This window comes from Bacteroides sp. D55t1_190419_B8 (genome assembly GCF_015558905.1).
In the GTDB taxonomy this organism is placed as follows: Bacteria; Bacteroidota; Bacteroidia; order Bacteroidales; family Bacteroidaceae; genus Bacteroides; species Bacteroides vicugnae.
Map to the genome: position 1 here is coordinate 157,731 of NZ_JADMOU010000009.1, position 22,003 is coordinate 179,733.

At 42.0% G+C, this 22,003-nt stretch carries 16 protein-coding genes; 8 read left to right on the forward strand and 8 right to left on the reverse strand.

Annotation, left to right across the window (positions count from 1 at the left end):
* The first annotated feature begins 10 nt into the window (after positions 1 to 10).
* Genes I2I13_RS10670 through I2I13_RS10685 form a run of 4 tightly spaced genes read left to right on the forward strand, consistent with a single transcriptional unit; the run spans position 11 to position 7,232 of the window.
* Positions 11 to 3,388: a TonB-dependent receptor gene (locus I2I13_RS10670; protein ID WP_195649465.1), complete on the forward strand. Its 3,378-nt coding sequence runs from the start codon at positions 11 to 13 to the stop codon at positions 3,386 to 3,388.
* A gap of 26 nt (positions 3,389 to 3,414) precedes the next feature.
* Positions 3,415 to 4,872, forward strand: a complete 1,458-nt coding sequence (locus I2I13_RS10675) for a RagB/SusD family nutrient uptake outer membrane protein (protein WP_195649466.1) — start codon at positions 3,415 to 3,417, stop codon at positions 4,870 to 4,872.
* 24 nt (positions 4,873 to 4,896) lie between these two features.
* Entirely contained in the window at positions 4,897 to 6,063 is a 1,167-nt protein-coding gene (locus I2I13_RS10680) for a metallophosphoesterase (RefSeq protein WP_195649467.1), read from the forward strand.
* 20 nt (positions 6,064 to 6,083) lie between these two features.
* Complete coding sequence (locus I2I13_RS10685; protein ID WP_195649468.1) at positions 6,084 to 7,232, forward strand: metallophosphoesterase; 1,149 nt, start codon at positions 6,084 to 6,086, stop codon at positions 7,230 to 7,232.
* 82 nt (positions 7,233 to 7,314) lie between these two features.
* Here I2I13_RS10685 and trxA read toward each other — a convergent pair whose 3' ends face one another.
* The 4 genes from trxA to I2I13_RS10705 form a co-directional block, all read right to left on the reverse strand.
* On the reverse strand, positions 7,315 to 7,812 hold the full coding sequence (gene trxA / locus I2I13_RS10690) for a thioredoxin (protein ID WP_004304142.1): 498 nt from the start codon (positions 7,810 to 7,812) through the stop codon (positions 7,315 to 7,317).
* A gap of 388 nt (positions 7,813 to 8,200) precedes the next feature.
* Positions 8,201 to 9,700, reverse strand: coding sequence for an L-lactate permease (locus I2I13_RS10695; RefSeq protein ID WP_074637674.1), 1,500 nt, complete (start codon positions 9,698 to 9,700; stop codon positions 8,201 to 8,203).
* 92 nt (positions 9,701 to 9,792) lie between these two features.
* Positions 9,793 to 11,244 carry a DUF3868 domain-containing protein gene (locus I2I13_RS10700; protein WP_148364886.1) on the reverse strand — a complete coding sequence of 484 codons (1,452 nt, stop codon included), beginning with the start codon at positions 11,242 to 11,244 and terminating at the stop codon, positions 9,793 to 9,795.
* A 24-nt stretch (positions 11,245 to 11,268) separates the two neighbouring features.
* On the reverse strand, positions 11,269 to 11,856 hold the full coding sequence (locus I2I13_RS10705; RefSeq protein ID WP_195649469.1) for a DUF3575 domain-containing protein: 588 nt from the start codon (positions 11,854 to 11,856) through the stop codon (positions 11,269 to 11,271).
* Between the two features lie 248 nt (positions 11,857 to 12,104).
* On the opposite strand from I2I13_RS10705, the gene I2I13_RS10710 reads away from it, so the two are divergent.
* From I2I13_RS10710 to I2I13_RS10725, 4 genes are all read left to right on the forward strand, one after another.
* The gene (locus I2I13_RS10710) at positions 12,105 to 13,649 is read left to right on the forward strand and encodes an acyl-CoA carboxylase subunit beta (protein ID WP_195649470.1); all 1,545 of its coding nucleotides are present in this window, start codon (positions 12,105 to 12,107) and stop codon (positions 13,647 to 13,649) included.
* 155 nt (positions 13,650 to 13,804) lie between these two features.
* On the forward strand, positions 13,805 to 15,316 hold the full coding sequence (gene accC, locus I2I13_RS10715; protein ID WP_148364887.1) for an acetyl-CoA carboxylase biotin carboxylase subunit: 1,512 nt from the start codon (positions 13,805 to 13,807) through the stop codon (positions 15,314 to 15,316).
* A gap of 44 nt (positions 15,317 to 15,360) precedes the next feature.
* Complete coding sequence (locus I2I13_RS10720) at positions 15,361 to 15,885, forward strand: biotin/lipoyl-containing protein (RefSeq protein ID WP_148364888.1); 525 nt, start codon at positions 15,361 to 15,363, stop codon at positions 15,883 to 15,885.
* An 88-nt stretch (positions 15,886 to 15,973) separates the two neighbouring features.
* Positions 15,974 to 18,331 (forward strand): PAS domain-containing protein, encoded by a 2,358-nt coding sequence (locus I2I13_RS10725; protein WP_195649471.1) that lies wholly within the window; start codon positions 15,974 to 15,976, stop codon positions 18,329 to 18,331.
* A gap of 108 nt (positions 18,332 to 18,439) precedes the next feature.
* On the opposite strand, the gene bioD is transcribed toward I2I13_RS10725, so the two are convergent.
* The 4 genes from bioD to I2I13_RS10745 form a co-directional block, all read right to left on the reverse strand.
* Positions 18,440 to 19,093: a dethiobiotin synthase gene (bioD, locus tag I2I13_RS10730; protein ID WP_195649472.1), complete on the reverse strand. Its 654-nt coding sequence runs from the start codon at positions 19,091 to 19,093 to the stop codon at positions 18,440 to 18,442.
* Positions 19,090 to 19,932 (reverse strand): malonyl-ACP O-methyltransferase BioC, encoded by an 843-nt coding sequence (gene bioC / locus I2I13_RS10735; RefSeq protein WP_195649473.1) that lies wholly within the window; start codon positions 19,930 to 19,932, stop codon positions 19,090 to 19,092. The genes bioD and bioC overlap by 4 nt, the downstream gene beginning before the upstream one ends.
* A gap of 195 nt (positions 19,933 to 20,127) precedes the next feature.
* Entirely contained in the window at positions 20,128 to 20,778 is a 651-nt protein-coding gene (locus tag I2I13_RS10740) for a DUF452 family protein (protein WP_195649474.1), read from the reverse strand.
* Positions 20,775 to 21,929 carry an 8-amino-7-oxononanoate synthase gene (locus tag I2I13_RS10745; RefSeq protein ID WP_195649475.1) on the reverse strand — a complete coding sequence of 385 codons (1,155 nt, stop codon included), beginning with the start codon at positions 21,927 to 21,929 and terminating at the stop codon, positions 20,775 to 20,777. The genes I2I13_RS10740 and I2I13_RS10745 overlap by 4 nt, the downstream gene beginning before the upstream one ends.
* Positions 21,930 to 22,003: the final 74 nt, after the last annotated feature.

The following is a 22,003-nucleotide window of genomic DNA, read 5'->3' on the forward strand; positions in this document are numbered from 1 at the left end:
TCCCTGTTTTATGGAAAAACTACGTAATGTTGCCAGATTTGGGAAATATGGAAAACGTCTTTGTATGATGTTCCTTTTTCTCTGTATTACGACTTCAGGGCTGATGCGCGCATCTGTATTCGCACAGACCACGGTTACAGCCAAATTCAGAAATGTAACACTGAATGAGGTTCTTTGGGAAATTCAGAAACAAACGGACTTTACCTTTATCTACAGCACAAATGATGCGAAGAAAGTCAGAGTGGAAAATCTGGATGTGAAGAATGAGCTGATTTCTGAAGTGCTAAACAAGTGCCTGCGAAATAGCGGACTGACTTATACGGTTCATGATGGAGTAATTGCCATCCGTAAGGCTGAACCCGTTAGGACGGAAACTGTTGCACGTGAGAAATATACGATTACAGGGAAAGTAATTGAAGATAGTGGAGAGCCGATAATCGGAGCTAATGTCATCGTGAAAGGTACAACTAACGGTATGATGACTGATATGGATGGTAATTTTCATCTGGAAGTTACAGACAAGAAAGTGACTCTGATGGTTTCTTATATCGGTTATACGTCACAGGAAGTCGTTGCAACTCCCGGCAAGCCGATGAGTATAATCCTGAAAGTGGATAATAACCTGTTGGACGAAGTGATTGTAACGGGATATGGTACTTTCAAGAAATCGGCTTATGCAGGTTCTGCCAGTATCGTAAAGACAGATGTTGTGAAAGATGTGCCTAATGTATCTTTCCAACAGATGTTGGAGGGTGCGGCTCCCGGTGTCAGCGTGAATACCGGTTCGGGTATACCGGGTTCGTCAACGTCCATCCGTATCCGTGGTATGGGGTCGTTCAATGCCTCCAATTCTCCGCTGTATGTGGTGGATGGTATTCCCGTATTGTCAGGTAATATTGGTGCATCCGGTAGTGATTCCGGTTTGGATGTAATGTCTACCTTGAATACATCGGATATTGAGAGCATCACTGTTATCAAGGATGCCGCTGCTGCTTCACTTTATGGTTCGCGTGCAGCGAATGGTGTTGTCATTATTACCACGAAACAAGGAAAAGCAGGTAAACCGGTCTTTAAATTGAAATCGGATTGGGGCTTCTCTAATTTTGCCATGCCTTTCCGCGAATTGATGGGCGGACAGGAACGTCGTAACCTGATTCACGAGGGGCTTCGGAATTATGCTTTAACTTATAGCGGTAAGACCGATGATGAGGTAGGACTTCATCAGGGAATGACCGAGAATGAAGCATGGGCTTATGCCGATTCGAATATTGACCAGTATGCACCGATTCCTTGGTGTGGTTTTGTGAACTGGGATGATTATTTGTTCCGTAATGGTAGCCACCAGAATTACGAGTTTTCAGCTTCCGGCGGACAGGAAAAGATTAAATACTATACGTCCATTGGTTATATGAAGCAGGATGGTGTTACGATAAACTCCGGTCTGGAACGTATTTCTGCACGTTTGAATGTAGACTATCAGATGGCTAAATGGATGAATATCGGTGCAAAGATACAGTTCTCCAAAGTGAATCAGGATACTTATTCGGAGGGTACATCGTATACTTCTCCAATTTACGGTACGCGTAATGGAGCCACACCGTCTGACCCTATATGGAATGAAGACGGCACTTGGAACCGTGCATTAATCAAATTGGATGACCGTAACCCGATGTTATCAAATTCTTATAATTTTAAGAGAGAATATGCGACTCGATCTTTCAATACTGTATATGCATCATTCGATATTTGGAAAGGAATCAAGTTTGCGTCTACATTTAGCTATGATTTTGTGATGAATAAGTCTCGTGCATGGAAAGATCCGCGCACCAGTGACGGTGACGATGATAACGGACGTTTCAGCAAGGATTACAATGATATTACCAATATGACATGGTCTAATATCCTGACTTATCAGACAAAGATCAAGAAAAAACATAATCTGGACCTTTTGGCTGGTTATGAAATCAACAGTAAGGAGTCGGATGGGCTGGGAACTACTATCTCTAATTTTGCACGCTGGGATAAACCGGAAGTGAACAATGGTGTAGTGTATCAGAGTATGGGAGGTTCTAACAGTACGACGCGTATTGTTTCTTATATCACACGTGCCAACTATGACTATGACAACAAATACTATCTGGGAGCGAGTTGGAGAACAGACGGAAGTTCGCGATTGGCAAGAGAGAATCGTTGGGGAAATTTCTGGTCATTGTCCGGTGCATGGAGAGTGAGTAGCGAGAGTTTTATGAAACCTCTTCAGAACTGGTTAAGTGACCTGAAACTTAGAGTCTCTTACGGTGTGAACGGAACATTGCCGTCTTCTTATTATGGCTATATGGGATTGAGCAGTCTGACCAGTAATTATAATGACAATCCGGGTATCACGCAGTCGCAACTGGAAAACAAGGAACTGACTTGGGAAACCAACTACAACTTCAACTCCGGTATCGACTTGGGATTCTTCGACAACAGGCTGAATGTTACATTTGAATATTATGTCCGTACAACGAAAAACCTGCTTTACAGCCGTCCATTATCTCTTGCAACAGGTTTCTCCAGTTATCTTGCCAATATTGGTAAATTACAAAACAAGGGATATGAATTGGAAATTCGTTCAACTAATATCGAGACAAAAGATTTTCGTTGGAGCACCAGTTTGAATCTGGGACATAATGCCAATAAAATCCTGAAGTTGGACGGAGATTTGAAACAAGTAACCAGCGGGACATCTATTCATAAGGTCGGTTTGCCCTATTCTACCTATTACATGATTGAATTTGCAGGCATCGACCCGGCAGACGGCGAACCGATGTTTTATAAGAATACGACGGATGAAAATGGAAACCTGAACAAAGAAACTACTAAAGATCCTCGTAGTGCGGAAAAAGTGATACTGCAATGTGCCGATCCTACTATCACCGGTGGACTGGGTAACAGCATCTCTTATAAGTGGTTTGATCTGAATTTTAACGTGAATTTCTCTTTTGGAGCATGGAACTATGACGGCTCGGCAAGCAAACTGGAACATGGTGGCAACGGAACACTGAACATTCCTATTTATTACCGGAAACGCTGGCAGAAGGAGGGCGATGAAACTAACATTGAACGTTTTGTGATCGGTAGATCTATATCAATGACAGACTATGCTACGACACGCCGTTTATATAGTGGAGATTATGTTCGTCTGAAGAATCTGACTTTCGGCTTTACACTGCCGAAGACATGGACCCGGAAAGTGGGTATAGACAATATACGTCTGTATGCATCGGGCAATAACCTGCTAACTTGGGCGGCATACGATTATATTGACCCCGAATCGGGTTCATCACCTAGTTGGGATACTCCTCCGATGAGAACCTATACATTCGGTTTGGAAGTGAAATTCTAAGTGCATTAATCTATAAATGAATAAGTATGAAAAAGATAAAATATATAGCTTTAGGTGTCTTTGCAACCTTATTGAGTAGTTGCGGAAATGACTGGTTAGATTTGCAATCTTCCACAGCTATAGAAACCGACGGTTCATTGACCGAATTAAGGGATTTTGAATTTGTGCTGAACGGTGCATACAGCAGTATGCAGTCATCCAGTTATTATGGAGCGGATATGTTCTGCTATGGTGATTTGAGGGGAGATGACATGAAATCTTATAAGTCTTCCAGCACCAATGTCAGTTTCTATACATTCAAGTATAATAAGACGAATGGACCTAGTGGCTTCTGGGGAATGTACTACGGTATTGGTAAGAACCTGAACATTTTATTCAGGGATATTGAAAAGATAAAGCTTGTTCCCGATCGGGAAATTACAACTCCGAAACTGGAGAAACTGACAGAGCAGGAGTATTATAATGATTTGAAAGGAGAGGCTTTGGCAATACGTGCTTTATTGCTGTTCGATATGACACGTATTTACGGGTATCCTTATCTGAAAGATAACGGGGCATCATTGGCTGTGCCCATTATTGATAAAGTGGTAGAAGATAAGAATATCAAACCTTCCCGCAATACGACTGCCCAATGTTATAAGGCCATCACAGACGACCTGACAGATGCAGTGAAGCTGCTTCGTCCGGTAAAGAAAGAGGGTAAAATCAATAAATGGGCGGCAATGACATTATTGAGCCGGGTTTACCTCTACATGGGTAATGACGGTGAGGCGTATAATGTGGCTGCTGAAGCTGTCAAAGGTGCCGAAAAACAAGGCTATAAGTTGTGGACCAATGATGAATATGCTGAGATATGGGCTACTCCGTTCAATAGTGAACTGTTGTTCGAAATTGTGAATCTGACAACTGATAGTCCGGGAAAATCATCCATCGGTTATCTTAGCACGAAATATAATCTGATAGCTACCGAAAAGTATTGGAAAGACTACATGAAAGATAATTCCGATGATGTCCGTAGTCAGATGGTTTCTACGGCAAGTAGCAGTAAACCTTATTGTTTGAAATATCCGGCACAAGGTTCTAAATCGTATGAAGATGCCAATATCCCGGTTTTCCGTTTGTCGGAACTCTATCTGAATGCGGCTGAAGCTGCGGTTAAGAAGAATGATATACCTAATACGCGCAAGTATCTGAAACCGATTTATGCACGTACGGGCAAGGACCTGGATGCTGTGGCGGACGAAGACATAAATTTGGATCTGGTGCTTGAACAGCGTCGCATTGAATTCTGGGGCGAGGGACAACGTTTCTTTGATCTGCTTAGAAACAACAAGAAAGTGATACGTGAAGACTATTTGAGCGAAGTTCCCAATGAAGCAGTTGAGTTTGATTGGAGTTATTATAAAATCGTTCTTCCTGTTCCTAATCACGAAATGGAGTACAATGAAAACATGGTTCAGAATCCGGAATATGAATTGCATTAATTAACGCATTAACGTATAGAAATTATGAAAAAGATATATAGCATCTATTTCCTTTTGGGTTTGTTCATCACGACCTTTTATTCGTGCGGGGAAGATCTGACTCCCGTGGGACCGGATATAGCTGAAATCACTCATTTCCGTAATGATGGTCCTTACCTTTTCTATGAAAACGGTAAACTTAAAATTCTGGAAGTGACTAAAGATAATGCATTGAACATTCGTGAAGAGTCCGGATTACCGGCCGGATTGAAACTGGATGTGTATTCGGATGATAATCAACTCCTTTTTCAGGTACCCATTAATAAGATTGAGAATTTTGAACGTCCGGCATGGGAAGACCGTACAGAGTATGCTAAAACATTTGCCGTATCCGACCTTCACGGGCGTTTCGACTTGTTTGCCGCTATTCTGAAAACAGGGGAAGTGATTAATGATAAATATGAATGGATATATGGCAGTAACCATTTGGTGATTGATGGTGATATTTTCGATCGTGGGGCAGATGTGCTTCCTATTTTATGGCTCATATACAAATTGGAATTTGAGGCGAAAGCCGTTGGTGGCAGAGTGACAACCATCTTGGGGGATCACGAAGAAATGATAATGCGTGATAATCTGAAATATACGTATGCCAAGTACAACACTCTTTCGCAAAGAGCGATGAACATGACCTATGGAAAGATGTGGGGACTGACGAATGTGATGGGTAACTGGCTGCGTTCTAAAAACACCATTCAGATTGTAGGTGAAAACCTTTATGTTCATGCAGGATTGAGTAAGGCGTTTATGGAACGCGAAGAGACGATTCCCGAAATCAATGAACTGGTGAGCAAGAGCATTTACCTTTCAAAAGAGGAACGGAAAAAACAATATCCGGAGATTGCCGATTTCCTTTATAGTGATAGTTATAACGGTCCGTTGTGGTATCGCGGAATGGTTAAGACTGGCAGTGAGTACAGTCCGATAAAAGAAGCGGATGTAGATAAACTTCTGGCTCAATATGATGTCAAACGTATTATTATTGGTCATACGGAAAATAGTCGTGTGAAGTATACCTATGATAAAAAGGTATATGATATTTGTGTCAATCATCCCAAGGCTTTTGAAAAAGAAACTCGTGCCGTAGTTATTGAAGGAGATGATATTAAAGCCATCAATGACGAAGGAGAATTAGTAACGATTAAAAAATAAACTTCAAGAAAGAAAAGAATATGAGTACTCGTTTTTTGAGATTATTTCTTTCCACTCTTGTTCTCGTTTTAATAAGTTCCGGCATTCAGGCCGGAACTTATCATTCAGGAGATAAGAAGAAAGAGAAAAAAGAGAAATTGTCTGGTGACGGACCCTATATACTCTATCAGGCAGACGGTAGTACACGGGTTATTAATGTCAATAAGAAAGGACGGATTACAGATAAGACTTATGCGACATTACCTAAAGATTTCAGTTTCCGTGTGACGGATCATGAGGGACGGTATCCGTTTGATGTAAAACTCCATCCATTAAAAAGACCGGAGTGGCAATATACCCGTCCGGAAAAAGTTTTTGTGATGTCCGATCCTCATGGGCGGCTGGATTGTGTGATTAGTCTGTTGCAAGGAAATGGAGTGATTAATGATAACTATCAATGGAATTTCGGTAGCAATCATTTGGTGATTATCGGGGATATTTTCGACCGTGGCAAGGATGTACTGCAGATCTTTTGGCTGTTCTATAAATTGGAAGACGAAGCGGCTAAAGCAGGAGGTCATGTCTCTTTCCTTTTGGGAAACCATGAGGCTCTGGTGTTGTCCAACGATCTTCGCTATACAAAAGATAAATATAAATTGCTGGCAGAAAAACTGGGAGTGGAATATCCTTCATTATTCGGCACAAATACCGAATTGGGGCGTTGGCTTGCAACACGTAATACAATGCAAATCATTGGAACCGATTTATATGTACATGCCGGATTAGGAAAATTATTCTATGATAAGGACTTGAATATCCCCACTGTGAATGAGGAAATGAGCCGGGCACTTTTCATGAGCAAAAAAGAGCGTAAAGCGCTTTCTCCACTGACTGATTTTCTGTATGGCAATGACGGTCCGATCTGGTATCGCGGCCTGGTGAGAGAAGATCCCAAGTATAAACCGTTGGTACAGGACTCTTTACAAATGATGTTGGATCGTTATATGGTAGAACACATCCTTGTGGGGCACACTATCTTCAAGGATATTTCAACCTTTTATAATGGTAAAGTCATCGCTGTCAATGTTGACAATAAGGAGAATCGGAAGAAAAAGCGTGGACGGGCTGTATTGATAGACAATGGGGTTTATTACGTTGTTGGTGACGACGGTGTTCAGAGAAAACTATAATGAGCCTAATTAGAACTAGCCCTCTATCCATCTTCAAAAGACGAATAGAGGGCAGTCACCATGGCGAGAAAAAAGTCGAAGTCTATTGCTTTGCTTCGTTATTCTGTTTCAGAAGAAATTCATCAATTGCTTTTTTAAGCTGGTCTTTGGGCATAGCTCCCTGCATGATTCTAGGTTCCTCTTTCATCGGAATCATCAATAGGGTAGGGATGCTGCGGATACCGAATGCCGCTGCCAGATCTTGTTCTTTGTCCACATCAATCTGGTAGATATCTACTTTACCGCTATATTCTTTGCTAAGTTCTTCCAGAATCGGGTGCATCACCTTACATGGACCGCACCAGGTAGCATAGAAATCTACGATGGCAGGACGGCTGCCCTCAAATTTCCAATCGTTCGGATTGGCTTCATAATTATATACTTTCTTTAAAAAATCTGCTTTATTTAATGCTACTACTTCCATTTTATTGTCCTCCTTAGTTGATTCATTACTCTTTTTATTTTCTCCGCTATTGCCTGCACAAGCTGTGGTTGCCAATACAACGGCAAAAGCACTCAATAAACCTTTCATTAGTTTCATATACTATTCTTTCTTTTTGTTTTCTCTGTTGCAAAGATAGGGGATATAAAGGGAGTAAAAAATAGCAATTTGACAGAAACTCTTGGCAAAACTTCCCTCGGATAGTTACTGAACGCTAAAATTTGTCTATTCACCCTTTAAAAACCAGATTAGAAAAGAATATATTTAGGCACGGATTACACGGATTAACGCGGTTACTTTGCAGTAATGATAACACTAAAAACCGTGAAATCCGTGTAGTCCGTGCCTAATTCCTTATTTATAATTTCACTCATAACCGTACCAAAATGAGCTAAATGCTTTGCCATCTAATGGCTAAACGGAAATATTGTCACGCATTATCTCGCTTTGTTAACGGTACTATTATCTTCTTCTATTTTTGGGGGAATTAACTGAAAATATAAACAATAATTCCGGTAATCGCTACATATACTAATGCATACGGAATAGCCGCTTTCAGTATTTCACCTTCTTTTCCCTGTTGGTTTCCGGCAGAAGTGGCAATAGCAATACTTTGCGGAGAGATAATCTTACCACCTGTAGCGCCTACTGTATTTGCCGCAGACAGCCAATCCGGACTGACATGAATCTGTCCTGCCACACTTGCTTGCAACTTGCCGAAGAGGATGTTGGAAGATGTATCGCTTCCGGTGATAAATGTTCCCAGACAACCGATGACCGGAGCAAATAACGGATACAAACTTCCGGTAGCCGTAGCCAGTGCTGTGGCAATCACAGCGATCATTCCGGAACTATCCATGATAGTAGATAACCCCACGAGGCAGATAACCGTAATGAATGTTTTCTTCAACTGCTTCACGGTATTCCAAAGAACGATGAACAGATCTTTTACTTTAGCCCCCTGAATCAATCCACCGATAAAAGTACCGATGAAAAGCAATACTCCGGCATGAGTCAGCCAGGAAATAGTATAATTGACGGTGGACGCATTGATAGGCAGACTGATTCTCGTAATCCAATTGTTCTCTAAAGTATGACGCAATCCCGGAAAGAGCGGACTGGTCAGGATAATCAGAAACAGAATCAGTAAATAAATGCTCCATGCATTTAATATATCTTTCGTTTTCAGATGGCTTTTTCGTGCTTTCTCTTCTTTGGATGCAGTAAGTTTTCCATAAACAACGATTACGATAATAGAAAGAATACTGCCGATTATGGCCGGAGATTCAGCACCCATATATTTAGCAGCCAGATATTGACTGACTAAAGAAACTCCGCCTACCAATAAAGCCAGGAATATATTTTTCGGGAGCGATTTAAGTTTGGAGTCAGTAAGGAAAAGTAGAACCAGCGGAATCAGGAACATTAAAACGGATAATTGCAATACGACATTCGTACTAAGATGCAATACGTCCAAATTCGTTTCTTTGGCCAATACCAATACCGGAGTTCCGATTGCTCCGAAAGCAGTGGCTACACTATTGGCAATCAGACTCACCGTTGCCGAAAAGATAGGCTTGAATCCCAGACTGATAAGAATTGCCGCCGGAATAGCTACTGCTGTTCCGAAGCCGGCCATAGCTTCCAATAGACCTCCGAATCCCCAAGTCAGTAATAACACCTGAATACTTTTATCGGTAGAAATAGAAGCGAATTGCTGTTTAATAATCTCCATCTTTTCAGTTTTCAACAATACATTATAACTGAAAATAGCCATCAGAATAATGATTAAGATAGGAGAGACCGCTTTTAATGCTCCATATAAAAAGGAGTAAAACAGATTGTCTACCGAGAAAGCGAAGCCGAAAAGAGCAATCAGCATCGTCACAATCAGAGAAATGATACTACTTTTATCACCTGACATTTTAAAAAATGCCATCAGTATAATCAACAGTAACACAGGAATAACGGCAAGGATCAAGGTCATAATTATCAGATTTAAAAAGTGGAACGTCGTTTATTATTGATATAACAAACGAACGCCCCACTTTGGTCGGTTGAATAAATAGATTTTTCTGTTTATTTCATCTTCACACTTAAAATTTGTTGTAATTGTTTTAAGTTGGCAAGGGCAGCTTCGTTACCTAGCTTTGCTGCCTGTTCGAATGCAGCCATGGCACGGTTGATGTCTCCGTTAAGGAAATTGTAGACTCCGGTATTGTTTATAAACTCGGCAGTATTATGATCGGCTTTCTCCATAAACTTCACTGCTGCATTCAAATCCTTTTGTGATAATGCGACGGCTCCTGCGTTCAGGTTAGCTACGGCGTCAGTAGGATACATACGTACGGCAATATCGAATACATTCACAAAATCTTTGCTGCCTTTCGGATAACTGTTGGCCACCTGATACATTTCGTTCAGACTAAGATATTTCGGATTTTCCCGGATAATGATACGCCCTTGTTCAACATCGAAATTGACAACGGTATAGTCGATCTTGCAGTTTACTTTACGCAATCCCGGATAAATCTCTTTCAGCATGCTACGGTAAGGAGCTCCGCCACCTACACGCATGATTTCCTGTTTACGTTTGGCATCGTCAGTCGTATTCTTGATGATGTTCAGGAATGTTTCCTTCTCCTTCATCGAAGAAGATTGGAGTGCTTTTACCAATCCGTCCCAGTTTTCTCCACCGAAAGTCACTTTATATAGTTTGGAAGACACTTTTTCGTTCTTGACCAGATAATCCTTCAAAGCTTCCGCACGTTTTTTGGAAAGCTGTTCATTGAAGGCAAGAGGTCCTTCCGGCGAGGCGAAACCTTCGATACTGATACCTTTCACAGTCAGGTTCCGGTCATTCTGTATTTTGTCAAACATGGCATGGATATTCACCAATTCAGCATGATTGTTCATGAAGTCGGTCTGAATTACCGATTTGTTGACCGGGAAATCCAGATGAGCTTCATATTGTTCGCTACGGTTTTTGACCACTTCTACGGTTGGCTGGATATAGGCAATGATAGGAGACATGGCACTTAAGCGTTTGGCTTCGGTAGATACATCATTGGTAATCAGTTCCTGTGCATTCATTTCCTGATAATTGCCGCATCCGCATAAATTCTCTACAAGTTGCAAACTGGCATTAGCCATCCAGGGTTTGTAAGGAATCACCTGCGTATAATTAAAAGTTTCCCTTTTATTATAAGGAACGATAATGGCGGTTGGTTCTTGCTTGGTTATTGCCAGACCGCGGATATATGCTTTTTCGCGTCTTTTACCATTGACGATGATTTCTTGCAAAGGTACATTATGCTGTCCGTCCGTCAGCAGGGGGATAAGGCTTAAACTTCGGGCGGAACCTATTGTCAGATTCTTCATGTCGAAAGTCATGCCGACATAAAGAGAGTTACCTTGTTGCCATAAAGATACGTTTGAGAGAGTGAGCGCATCGTTCAGGAATTTTTGTGCATGAGCCGGCAGAATAGTGGCTGCAAGAGCTATAAATAGATAAATAAGTTTTCTTTTCATCATTATAAGTTTTAGAAAGTTCGATTATTTGATGACATAAATGAAGCTAAGACCGATTTTAGTCGGGCCGAAATAATTACGGGTGTTGTGTCCCAGCTTTTCACATTTACAATCACGGGCATATTTATCATATTCCAGACGGGCATATCCCACGCCGATGGTTGCTTCCATACTCCAGCGCTTGCTTATGAGCCATTGGTATCCATAGGAAATGCCGGCTCCGTACAGATTGCCGTCGTAACGGTCATGTCCCATTCCGAATATATTCAGATTGCTGACATTCATTTCTCCGTAATGTCCGTGCAAACCGAAGAAACTTCCGTTGAAACGTTCGCAGAGCCAATAGCGTAATTCCGGCTGAACGAGCCAATGCTTGATTTGACGGTCGTCACCAAACTTCCACGGATTGTAATTACCGGATATGTCGAGAGTCAGTTTCTTTGCCAGTCCCACTTCGATTCCTAAGTTGGGTGTAGTAGTGGCCCAATAGAGAGCATTGGTCTTGATGGCAAATTTGGGTAGATAGGTTTCATTCCGTTGTACCTGTGCATGAATACTTGTACCGAACACGAGCAGGAAACCGGCTGCTAATAAGATTTTAATTGTTCTCATTTTGTTAGGGTATAGGTTTTATTAAAAATGATAAGCGATAAACAGAAAAGCATGGACATTTGTTGTCGCAACCTGCAAAAAAAGCTTCCTGAATAAATAGAAAAAGATGTTTTAAGGCATAAATGCTAACAATTTCCGTACACGATGCGTTCATTATATAAAAGCACCTTTGTGTAATCAATATGACAATGATTTCATTTATTACTGTTTATTTTTACACACACATACAACTTTAATAACTACAGCCTATGAAAGAGCTTATTAACAACTTGGAAGAACTGAACAGGAAAGCAGAAAAAGGCGGCGGAGACGCTCGCATTGAAAAACAACATTCTGTGGGCAAACTGACCGCCCGTGAACGCATCGATTTATTATTAGAGAAAGGTTCGTTTATCGAACTGGATAAGTTGGTAACCCATCGGTGTACCGATTTCGGTATGGAAAAGCAGAAATTTGCCGGAGACGGGGTGGTGACGGGATATGGTATGATTAGCAAGCGCTTGGTTTATGTATTCGCACAGGATTTCACCGTATTTGGAGGAGCTCTTTCAGAAACGCACGCTAAGAAGATCTGCAAAGTGATGGACATGGCTATGCAGATGGGAGCGCCTATCATCGGATTGAATGATTCGGGAGGCGCGCGAATTCAGGAAGGGGTACGTTCTTTGGCCGGATATGCCGAGATATTCCTGCGCAATTCTATGGCATCCGGAGTGATTCCACAGATTAGCGCGATCATGGGACCTTGTGCCGGTGGTGCGGTTTATTCTCCTGCATTGACCGATTTTATTCTGATGGTGAAAAACTCCGGTTATATGTTTATTACAGGACCGGATGTGGTGAGAAGCGTGACACAGGAAGAAGTGACTAAAGAAGAACTCGGCGGAGTAGGCGTGCACATGACAAAGTCCGGTGTAGCCCATCTTTCTGCGGAGAATGATATTGAGTGCATCAATTATATTCGCGAATTGATCTCCTATCTGCCGGGGAATAATATGGAAGAGCCTCCGTTTGTAGCGACCAGCGATTCGCCGACTCGCCTGACTCCGGAACTGGCAGATTTGATTCCGGCCAATCCGAATCAGCCATATAATATAAAAGAGATGATAGAAGCGGTGGCTGATGATAATAGTTTCTTCGAACTTCAGGCAGAATATGCTGCGAATATTGTGACGGGTTATATCCGCCTGAATGGAAAAACGGTGGGAGTGGTGGCTAATCAGCCATTGGTGCTTGCTGGTACACTGGATATCAATGCGTCTGTCAAAGCCGCCCGTTTTGTCCGCTTCTGTGATGCTTTTAATATTCCTTTACTGACATTGGTAGATGTGCCGGGATTCCTTCCGGGAGTCGATCAGGAATATGGTGGAATTATCCGTAACGGGGCAAAACTGCTTTATGCTTATTGCGAGGCTACGGTTCCGAAAGTGACGGTTATTACCCGCAAAGCATACGGTGGTGCTTACGATGTGATGAGTTCCAAGCATATCCGTGGAGATGTAAATCTTGCTTTCCCTACTGCCGAAATCGCAGTGATGGGACCGGATGGAGCTGTGAATATCCTTTTCCGTAAGGAAATAGATAAAGCCGAGAAACCCGAAGAGAAACGGAAAGAACTTCAGGATGATTATCGCGGAAAGTTTGCCAATCCTTACCGGGCGGCGGAACTGGGATATGTGGATGAAGTGATCGATCCGGCGGTAACCCGTTTGCGGTTGATTCGAAGTTTCGAGATGCTTGCCAACAAACGGCAATCGAATCCTCCTAAGAAACATTCTAACCTACCGCTTTAGGCTTGTTTATGGATTGAATTTAGGCACGGATTACGCGGATTTCACGGTTGCTTTATGTGGTAACCTTTATTCTGCAAGCAGTGTAATCCGCGTAATCCGTGCCTAATATTATTTGATTGCTCTTTTAAGTTTTTATTTCTAAAAAGAAAAAGATTATGATAAAGAAAATATTAGTAGCCAACCGGGGTGAGATAGCGATGCGTATCTTCCGCACTTGCCGGGTGATGAATATCTCGACAGTGGCTGTTTATACCCATGTAGATCGCGGGGCTTTGCATGTCCGTTATGCAGAAGAAGCCTATTGCATTTCCAATTCGCCGGAAGATACCTCTTACTTGAAGCCGGAATTGATATTGTCCATTGCCAAAAAGACCGGAGCCGCTATTCATCCGGGATACGGTTTCCTGTCAGAGAATGCGGATTTTGCCCGTCGTTGTGAAGAAGAGGGAGTGATTTTTATCGGACCGAGTGCGGATATTATTTCCAAAATGGGAATCAAGACGGAAGCCCGTAAGATTATGCGTGAAGCAGGATTACCCATTGTGCCCGGAACCGAAACGCCCGTACAGGGCATTGATGAGGTGAAGAAGGTCGCTAATGAAGTCGGCTACCCCATTATGTTGAAAGCACTTGCGGGAGGTGGAGGCAAGGGGATGCGTCTGGTACGTACGGAAGAAGAGGTGGAAACAGCTCTCCGTTTGTCACAATCCGAAGCAGGGACCTCCTTTGGCAATGATGCGGTTTATATTGAAAAATATATTGAGAATCCGCATCATATCGAAGTTCAGATCATGGGAGACAAGTATGGAAATGTCGTTCATCTGTATGAACGTGAATGTTCCATTCAGCGTCGTAACCAAAAGGTGATAGAAGAAAGTCCTTCTCCTTTTGTGAAAGAAGAGACGAGAAAGAAGATGTTGAAGGTAGCTGTGGAAGCCTGTAAGAAAATAGGTTATTACAGTGCCGGGACATTGGAGTTTATGATGGATAAAGATCAGAATTTCTACTTCCTTGAGATGAATACCCGTTTGCAGGTGGAGCATCCTGTGACGGAGGAGTGCACAGGCGTTGACCTGGTACGGGATATGATTACTGTTGCTGCCGGAAATCCGTTGCCTTATAAACAGGATGATATACAGTTTAGCGGAGCAGCGATCGAATGTCGTATTTACGCCGAAGATCCGGAGAATAACTTCATGCCTTCTCCCGGTGTGATTACTGTACGTGAAGCTCCCGAAGGCCGTAACCTGCGTCTTGACAGTGCCGCTTATGCGGGATTTGAGGTCTCTTTGCATTATGACCCGATGATTGCAAAGCTTTGTTGTTGGGGACGTACCCGTGCTTCGGCCATTTCCAATATGGCACGTGCTTTACGAGAGTATAAGATTCTGGGAATTAAAACGACAATTCCTTTCCATCAACGTGTATTGAAGAATGCGGCTTTCCTGAAAGGTGAATACGATACGACATTTATCGATACGCGTTTTGATAAGGAAGATCTGAAACGTCGTCAGAATACTGATCCGACTGTGGCTGTCATTGCTGCCGCAGTGAGACACTACGAGAGGGAGAAAGAAGCGGCTTCCCGTGCCACTACACTTCCCGTAGTAGGCGAATCGCTCTGGAAGTATTACGGTAAATTGCAGATGACTGCTAATAATTATTAAATTGAAAATTGAGAATTGAAAATTAAAAAATAACGGAATTGGTTATGGGTACAACATTAGCTACATATTACGCCAAGCTTCAGGATATGCCGGACAGTGAATATAAGGTAGAAATTCTGGAGGACGGGCCAATCAAGAAGATTGCGGTCAATGGTAAGATATATGAGGTCGATTATAATATGGGTGGTGACTCCATTCATTCGATCATCATCGATCATCACTCGCATGGAGTGCAGATTTCTCCTTCTTCCAATAATTCATATACGATTATGAATAAAGGGGAGCTTTATCAGATTGAATTGCAGGGAGAAATGGAGAAGATACATAATGCCCGCACTGCTGCTGAATCCGTAGGGCGTCAGGTGGTACAGGCACCGATGCCGGGAGTTATCTTGAAGACGTATGTAAAGAAGGGAGATCTCGTGAAGCGGGGTGATCCGCTTTGTGTATTGGTGGCGATGAAAATGGAGAATGAGATACGTTCGGTGACGGATGGAGTCGTGAAAGAAGTATTCGTGGAAAATGGCATGAAGGTGGGATTAAACGACCGGATTATGGTTATTGAGTAATTCTTTGAAAAAAACAGGGTAAATACGTGCTTTTATTCAAAAAAATATTTACTTTTGGCAGATAAGTACGTATTTACCCCGTTACATCATGAGCATCGAACAAAGCAAAGAAGCATTAGTAGAACAGTTAGAAGCACTTAAAAAAGAAAATGAGCAGCTTAGAAAAGAGCTTTCTGTTCTTAGGGATGAGAAGCGTAGCAATCATCCTGTTAGTTTTAAAGAGAAATACGCTGTTAGGATACTAGATTCTCTTCCCGATATGCTGACTGTCTTCAATCAGAGTGAGGTAGGCATTGAAGTTGTTTCTAATGAAGAAACCAACCATGTAGGAATATCAAACAAGGATTTTAAAGGGATGCGCATGCAGGATATGGTTCCACCGAAAGCGTATCAGAATGTTCACTCCAATATGCAGCAGGCTGTTACTACCGGAACTGTTTCAACTGCACATCACGAACTGGATTTTAATGGTGAACGCCATTATTACGAGAACCGTATTTTTCCGCTGGATGAGGAATACGTGCTGATTATGTGTCGTGATATAACGGAACGGGTAGCTACCCAAAGGCAACTGGAAGTTTTTAAAAGTGTGCTTGATAAGGTGAGTGACAGTATTCTTGCTGTGGCGGAAGATGGAACGCTGGTTTATGCGAATAAGCAATTTATAGAAGAATACGGTGTAACGCAGGAGTTGGGTACACAAAAAATATATGATTTGCGTGTCTCTATGACAACAAAGGAAGCATGGGAACAAAAGCTGCAGGATATTCGTGATAATGATGGTAGCTTTGCTTATCGTGCTGCTTATGTACGTCAGGGAGAAACTAAGGAGAGAGTACATCAGGTATCAACTTTCCTGATTCGTGAGAATAATCAGGAACTCACATGGTTCTTTACGCAGGATATCACTGATGTTATCAAGAAACGGGATGAACTCCGCGAACTGAATCTGTTGTTGGATGGTATTTTGAATAATATTCCGGTCTATCTGTTTGTGAAGGACCCGGAAGATGATCTTAGATATTTATATTGGAATAAGGCATTTGCCGATCATTCAGGCATTCCGGCGTCTAAAGCTATCGGGCATACGGATTATGAGATATTTCCGGTGCACGGAGACGCGGAGAAATTCCGTAAGGATGATTTGGAATTACTCCAAACTCATAAGCGTATTGATATGCAGGAAACTTATCTGTCGGCTAATGGAGAAGCGCGTATTGTGCAGACTTTGAAAGCGCTTGTACCGATGGAGGGACGTAAACCGTTGCTGATTGGCATTTCGTGGGATATTACTAATCTTCAGAATATTGAGCAGGAACTGATCAAGGCAAGGATTAAAGCGGAGCAATCCGACAGATTGAAAAGTGCTTTCCTCGCTAACATGAGCCATGAGATCCGGACTCCGCTGAATGCTATTGTAGGATTCTCCCAATTATTGCCTTCTGCCGAAACTGCTGAAGAGAAAAAGCTTTATTCGGGTATTATCAATCAGAACTCGGATATTTTGTTGCAATTGATTAATGATATTCTGGATTTATCGAAGATAGAGGCTGGAACACTCGAATATATCAAGCGTCCAATGAATCTGGGAGAGGTCTGCCGGACAATTTATACAGTTCATAAAGAACGTGTGAAAGAAGGGGTAACTCTCGTTTTGGACAATGAAGAGGAGGATTTGCTCATTGAGGGAGACCAGAACCGCATTATGCAAGTGATAACGAATTTCCTGACTAATGCAAGTAAGTTTACCTATGAAGGAGAGATCCGTTTTGGTTTTGAGCGAATGGATAAAGATATCCGTGTGTACGTGAAAGATACAGGAATAGGGATAGAGCCGGAAAAGGTGGATCATATCTTCGAGCGTTTTGTCAAACTGAACTCTTTTGCACAAGGGACGGGATTAGGACTTTCTATCTGTCAGATGATTATCGAAAAGATCGGTGGAGAAATCGGGGTGACTTCCGAATTGGGTAAAGGCTCTACCTTCTACTTCACAATTCCTTATGAAGAAACCGGAGAACTCGGTAATTTCTTCAAAGAGACAAAGGTGGAATCTAAAGGGAATACTGTCAATCGTGTACAACAGATTAAGAAGATTCTGGTGGCAGAAGATGTGGAGAGTAATTTCATCCTATTGAAGAATCTGATTGGCAGGGAATATACATTGCTTTGGGCTAAAGACGGAGTGGAAGCTGTCGAAATGTATAAGCAGTACCAACCGGACTTAATCCTGATGGATGTGAAAATGCCGCGTATGGATGGACTGGAAGCAACCCACATTATCCGCTCTTATTCTAAAGAGATTCCTATCATTGCCTTGACGGCTTATGCTTTCGGGACTGATAAGGAACAGGCCTTAGAGATGGGGTGTAACGATTATGTGACTAAACCAATTTCGGAAAGATCATTGAGAAAGGCTTTGGATAAATATTCGACTACTGTTTAAAAAATAAAGGATTATGGCTATATGTATCCGGTGAAAGTTACTTATGATAGCCATAATCCACAAAAGAGTACGATTGTTGTTGAGTGAAAGTAGTTGGTGATTGCTTTTCTATAGATTCTTTTTTATTTCCGGAACCAGTATAAATTTCGTTTCCGGAAAATACTTTTTCAGCCAGGTTCGGATAAATTCCATTGTATCATTCTGAATCGTTTTGTCTTCTACGGTAGGGTATAAATTATATAATACGGTATCTAGTACAATGCCGCGTTTTTGTATTGCTTCGAGACTAAGCAGGGTGTGATTGATGCTTCCTAGTTTGCCCGAAGTGACAAAGATTAGCGGATATTTCTCTTGAGCGATGTAATCAATGGTCAAAAGTTCGGTAGTGAGAGGAACCATGAGGCCGCCTGCTCCTTCGAGTAAAACAGAGTCATACCGTTCACTCAATTCTTCAGTTGCACGTTTTATTTTATCAAAGTCGATGGGACGGTTATCCAGTTGGGAAGCAAGATGCGGAGAGGCGGGATAAGAGAAAATCTCCGGCATGGTTAGTCCCTCTTGGTCTTCTTTGGTGAAAGGGATTCCCATGATTTGCCGGTGTAGGTCAATATCTTCGGAATGACCTACATTTCCCGTTTGAATAAATTTCTGGGTGATGGTGCGATGGCCGTTCTTGTTCCATTCACGAGCTAGAAAGCCGGTGGCATAACTCTTTCCGGCATCTGTATCGATACCGCTTACGAAATATACATTCTGTTTCATACTTTTTTCTTTTTTGCGATGATATAAATAGGGTGATATGTTAAGGACACAGAAGTGCCCTGAGTAAATTCCTGCGTGTAACGTTCACAGAAGAGTTGCAAGTCACGACGAGTCCACTGCTGTTGGGGAAGATTGTTCTTAGAATTATTTTTTGAATTGTCGTCTGATGAACACAAATCGTTCTCTTGTCTTCCGGCAGTAGAGGATTGCGTTGATAAACCATTGACTCCGGTTTGCTTCAAGTGATATAGTACTTTTATCGGGTCTTTGAACGAAAGCGGGATAAGCTCTTCTTCTGAATACAGTATGTCAAAATGGGGTGATAAAGCTGCTTCAAGCTCTTCCCGTGAACGATAAGGAAGTCCGTTGCCGGTAAGTTCGCGTATTTCTTTCATGTTTTCTTTTCCGAAAGTGCTAAAAGCGAAATAACCCTGATTATTGAGCAAGGTATTACACCTTTCGAAGAAGTTTTCCGGTGACTCGAACCATTGCAGGGCCGAACAGGAAGTTATCAGTGTGCTTTCGGCGGGGAAAGAGACTGTCTCGGCATCTCCCGGAAGAAAAGAAACTTGCTTTTTCTTTAATAAGTCTTCGCAGCAATATTTCATATCGGGGCAAAGGTCATTGAGTAATAACTCTTCCGGACGGAGGGTTTGGAGCAGCATACGGGAGTAAATACCGGTTCCGCAGCCAAATTCAATTACCTTCGAGCAGGGAGAAGATATATGTTCTGTAAGCAGATGGATCATTTTATCTGCTATTTGCCGTTGCACGTTTGCTTCCCTCGGATAGGTAGTGATAGCTTTTGAAAAACGTTCTGCGATTAGTTGTTTATTCATAATCAATATTTATTTAATAGGCTGATTTCCTGATGGTAATTGTACGTCACTAATTAATTGCTAGCATCTTTTAGGCACGGATTACACGGATTTCACGGTTGCTTTGCAGCAACGACAACACTAAAATCCGTGTTAATCCGTGTCATCCGTGCCTAAATTATTATATGAACCAATAATGAACACATCAGTATCCGGCTACATGAGTATTGTATTAAAAAGCTCCTGTTGGTAATGTGCCGCTTCCACTTGTTTAAGAGAGTCCACTTGGTTTTCCCATGCCAAATATTGGTTATCCGGGAGGAAAATGCGGTCGCCTTTTCCTATGATAGCTTTTTGCCATTTAAAATCAGAGGGAGGCAATGATAAATATTGTTGTTGTATGGCGGCAAGTTCTTCTTTAAGTTCTTCAACCGGACGTTGGGGGGATATGGTTTGAAAAGCTTTATAGTCAGCTATTGAACCACACATCCTTCTTTGAAATTTCTGCAAGGTTTGTTCGTTCAATCCTTGGAGTGTACCATCGAAAATAGAGGGAGCAATACCTTTGGTTTCGTGTATGGGATAGAGGGTACCGTTGATGGCGATACTTTGGGAAACAGGCAAATGTGGATACTGCTTTATGAGTTGAGAAGCTGCCCAGACTCCCATCGACCAGGCGATGAGTGTAATCTGGGAATAGGTTTCCAATAAACCGACATCAAATGTTAATGAACGGTAGTCATAGCAAATCATCCAGTCCTTGTCAACAGGATGAATGGTCAGGAAAGGAGTTTCGTCCATCCCCCAACCGGCGAAGAAAAGCAATAGATGCTTCTGATTATTCTTTATGATAAAATGCTGTTTCATTCGTTTATCAGTTTGATGAGTTGGTCAATTTCATGTTCTGTGATGTCCGCTGTCAGTGAGAAGCGGATCCGTGAGGTTCCGTCGGGTACGGTAGGCGGGCGGACGGGCAATGCATAGAATCCTTTGCGTTGGAGTTCTTCTGCTTTCATTATGGTATCTTCACTGGCTCCTATAATCATAGGTACAATATGGCTCACCGATGGGCAATTATATCCTTTGGCTGTAAGGGTTACCTTTAGCTTTTCGCTGATTTGTAGCAGGTGAGCCCTCTTATGTTGTAAAGCTGAAAGGTGTTCTAACACCCATGAAGTCCATTGAATATTAATAGGAGGAAGTGCAGTGGTGAATATAAACGTACGCATTTTATTGATAAGATATTCCCGAATGAGTTCCCGGCAGACGATATAAGCTCCTGCCGAAGCAATGGCTTTTCCAAATGTTCCTACCAAAAAGTCTATATCGTTGATACAGTCCTGTTCTTCAGCACATCCTAATCCCTTTTCCCCTCGTACACCAAAAGCATGAGCCTCATCTACATAAAGAAGAACATTGGAATAACTCTTTTTGAGCAGAATGAGAGCGCGAAGATCAGCTTCATCGCCATCCATGCTGAAGATACTTTCGGTAACAATAATAATCTGCTCATAAGCGTTATGATTTTCAGCAATCAGTCGTTGCAACTGGGAAATATCATTGTGACGATACCGGATACATTTAGCTGATGATAATTTAATTCCGTCTATCAGGCTTGCATGTACCAGCTTGTCAGCAAGAATCAGTGTATGAGTATTGCAAATGGCAGGAAGTATTCCTGTATTGGCATGATAACCACTGTTGAATATGAGTGCACTTTCCGTTCCGAACATGGTGGCTAGCTGTTGTTCCAGCTTCTGATAGTCACTAAAATTACCGGTCAATAACCGGGAAGAAGAGGAGGTAGGCAGGAATGTTTCGGGAGTGAGTGTCTTTAAGAATTCCTCCCTCAATGAGATGTCATTGGCCAGTCCGAGATAATCATTAGAAGATAGGTTCAACATTCGTTGTCCGTTCAGCAGAACATCTCGACCTTCGTGGATTAGCGGTGGGAGAGAACGGTAGTTCTTTTTCTCTTTCAAGGTCTGTAGTTCCTGGTTTATATACTCTAATGTCATGAATTATTATTTTAAGTAATCAGTATTCGATATATGAATGATTGAAAGTGTAATTAGTTGCCTATAAGATGTTT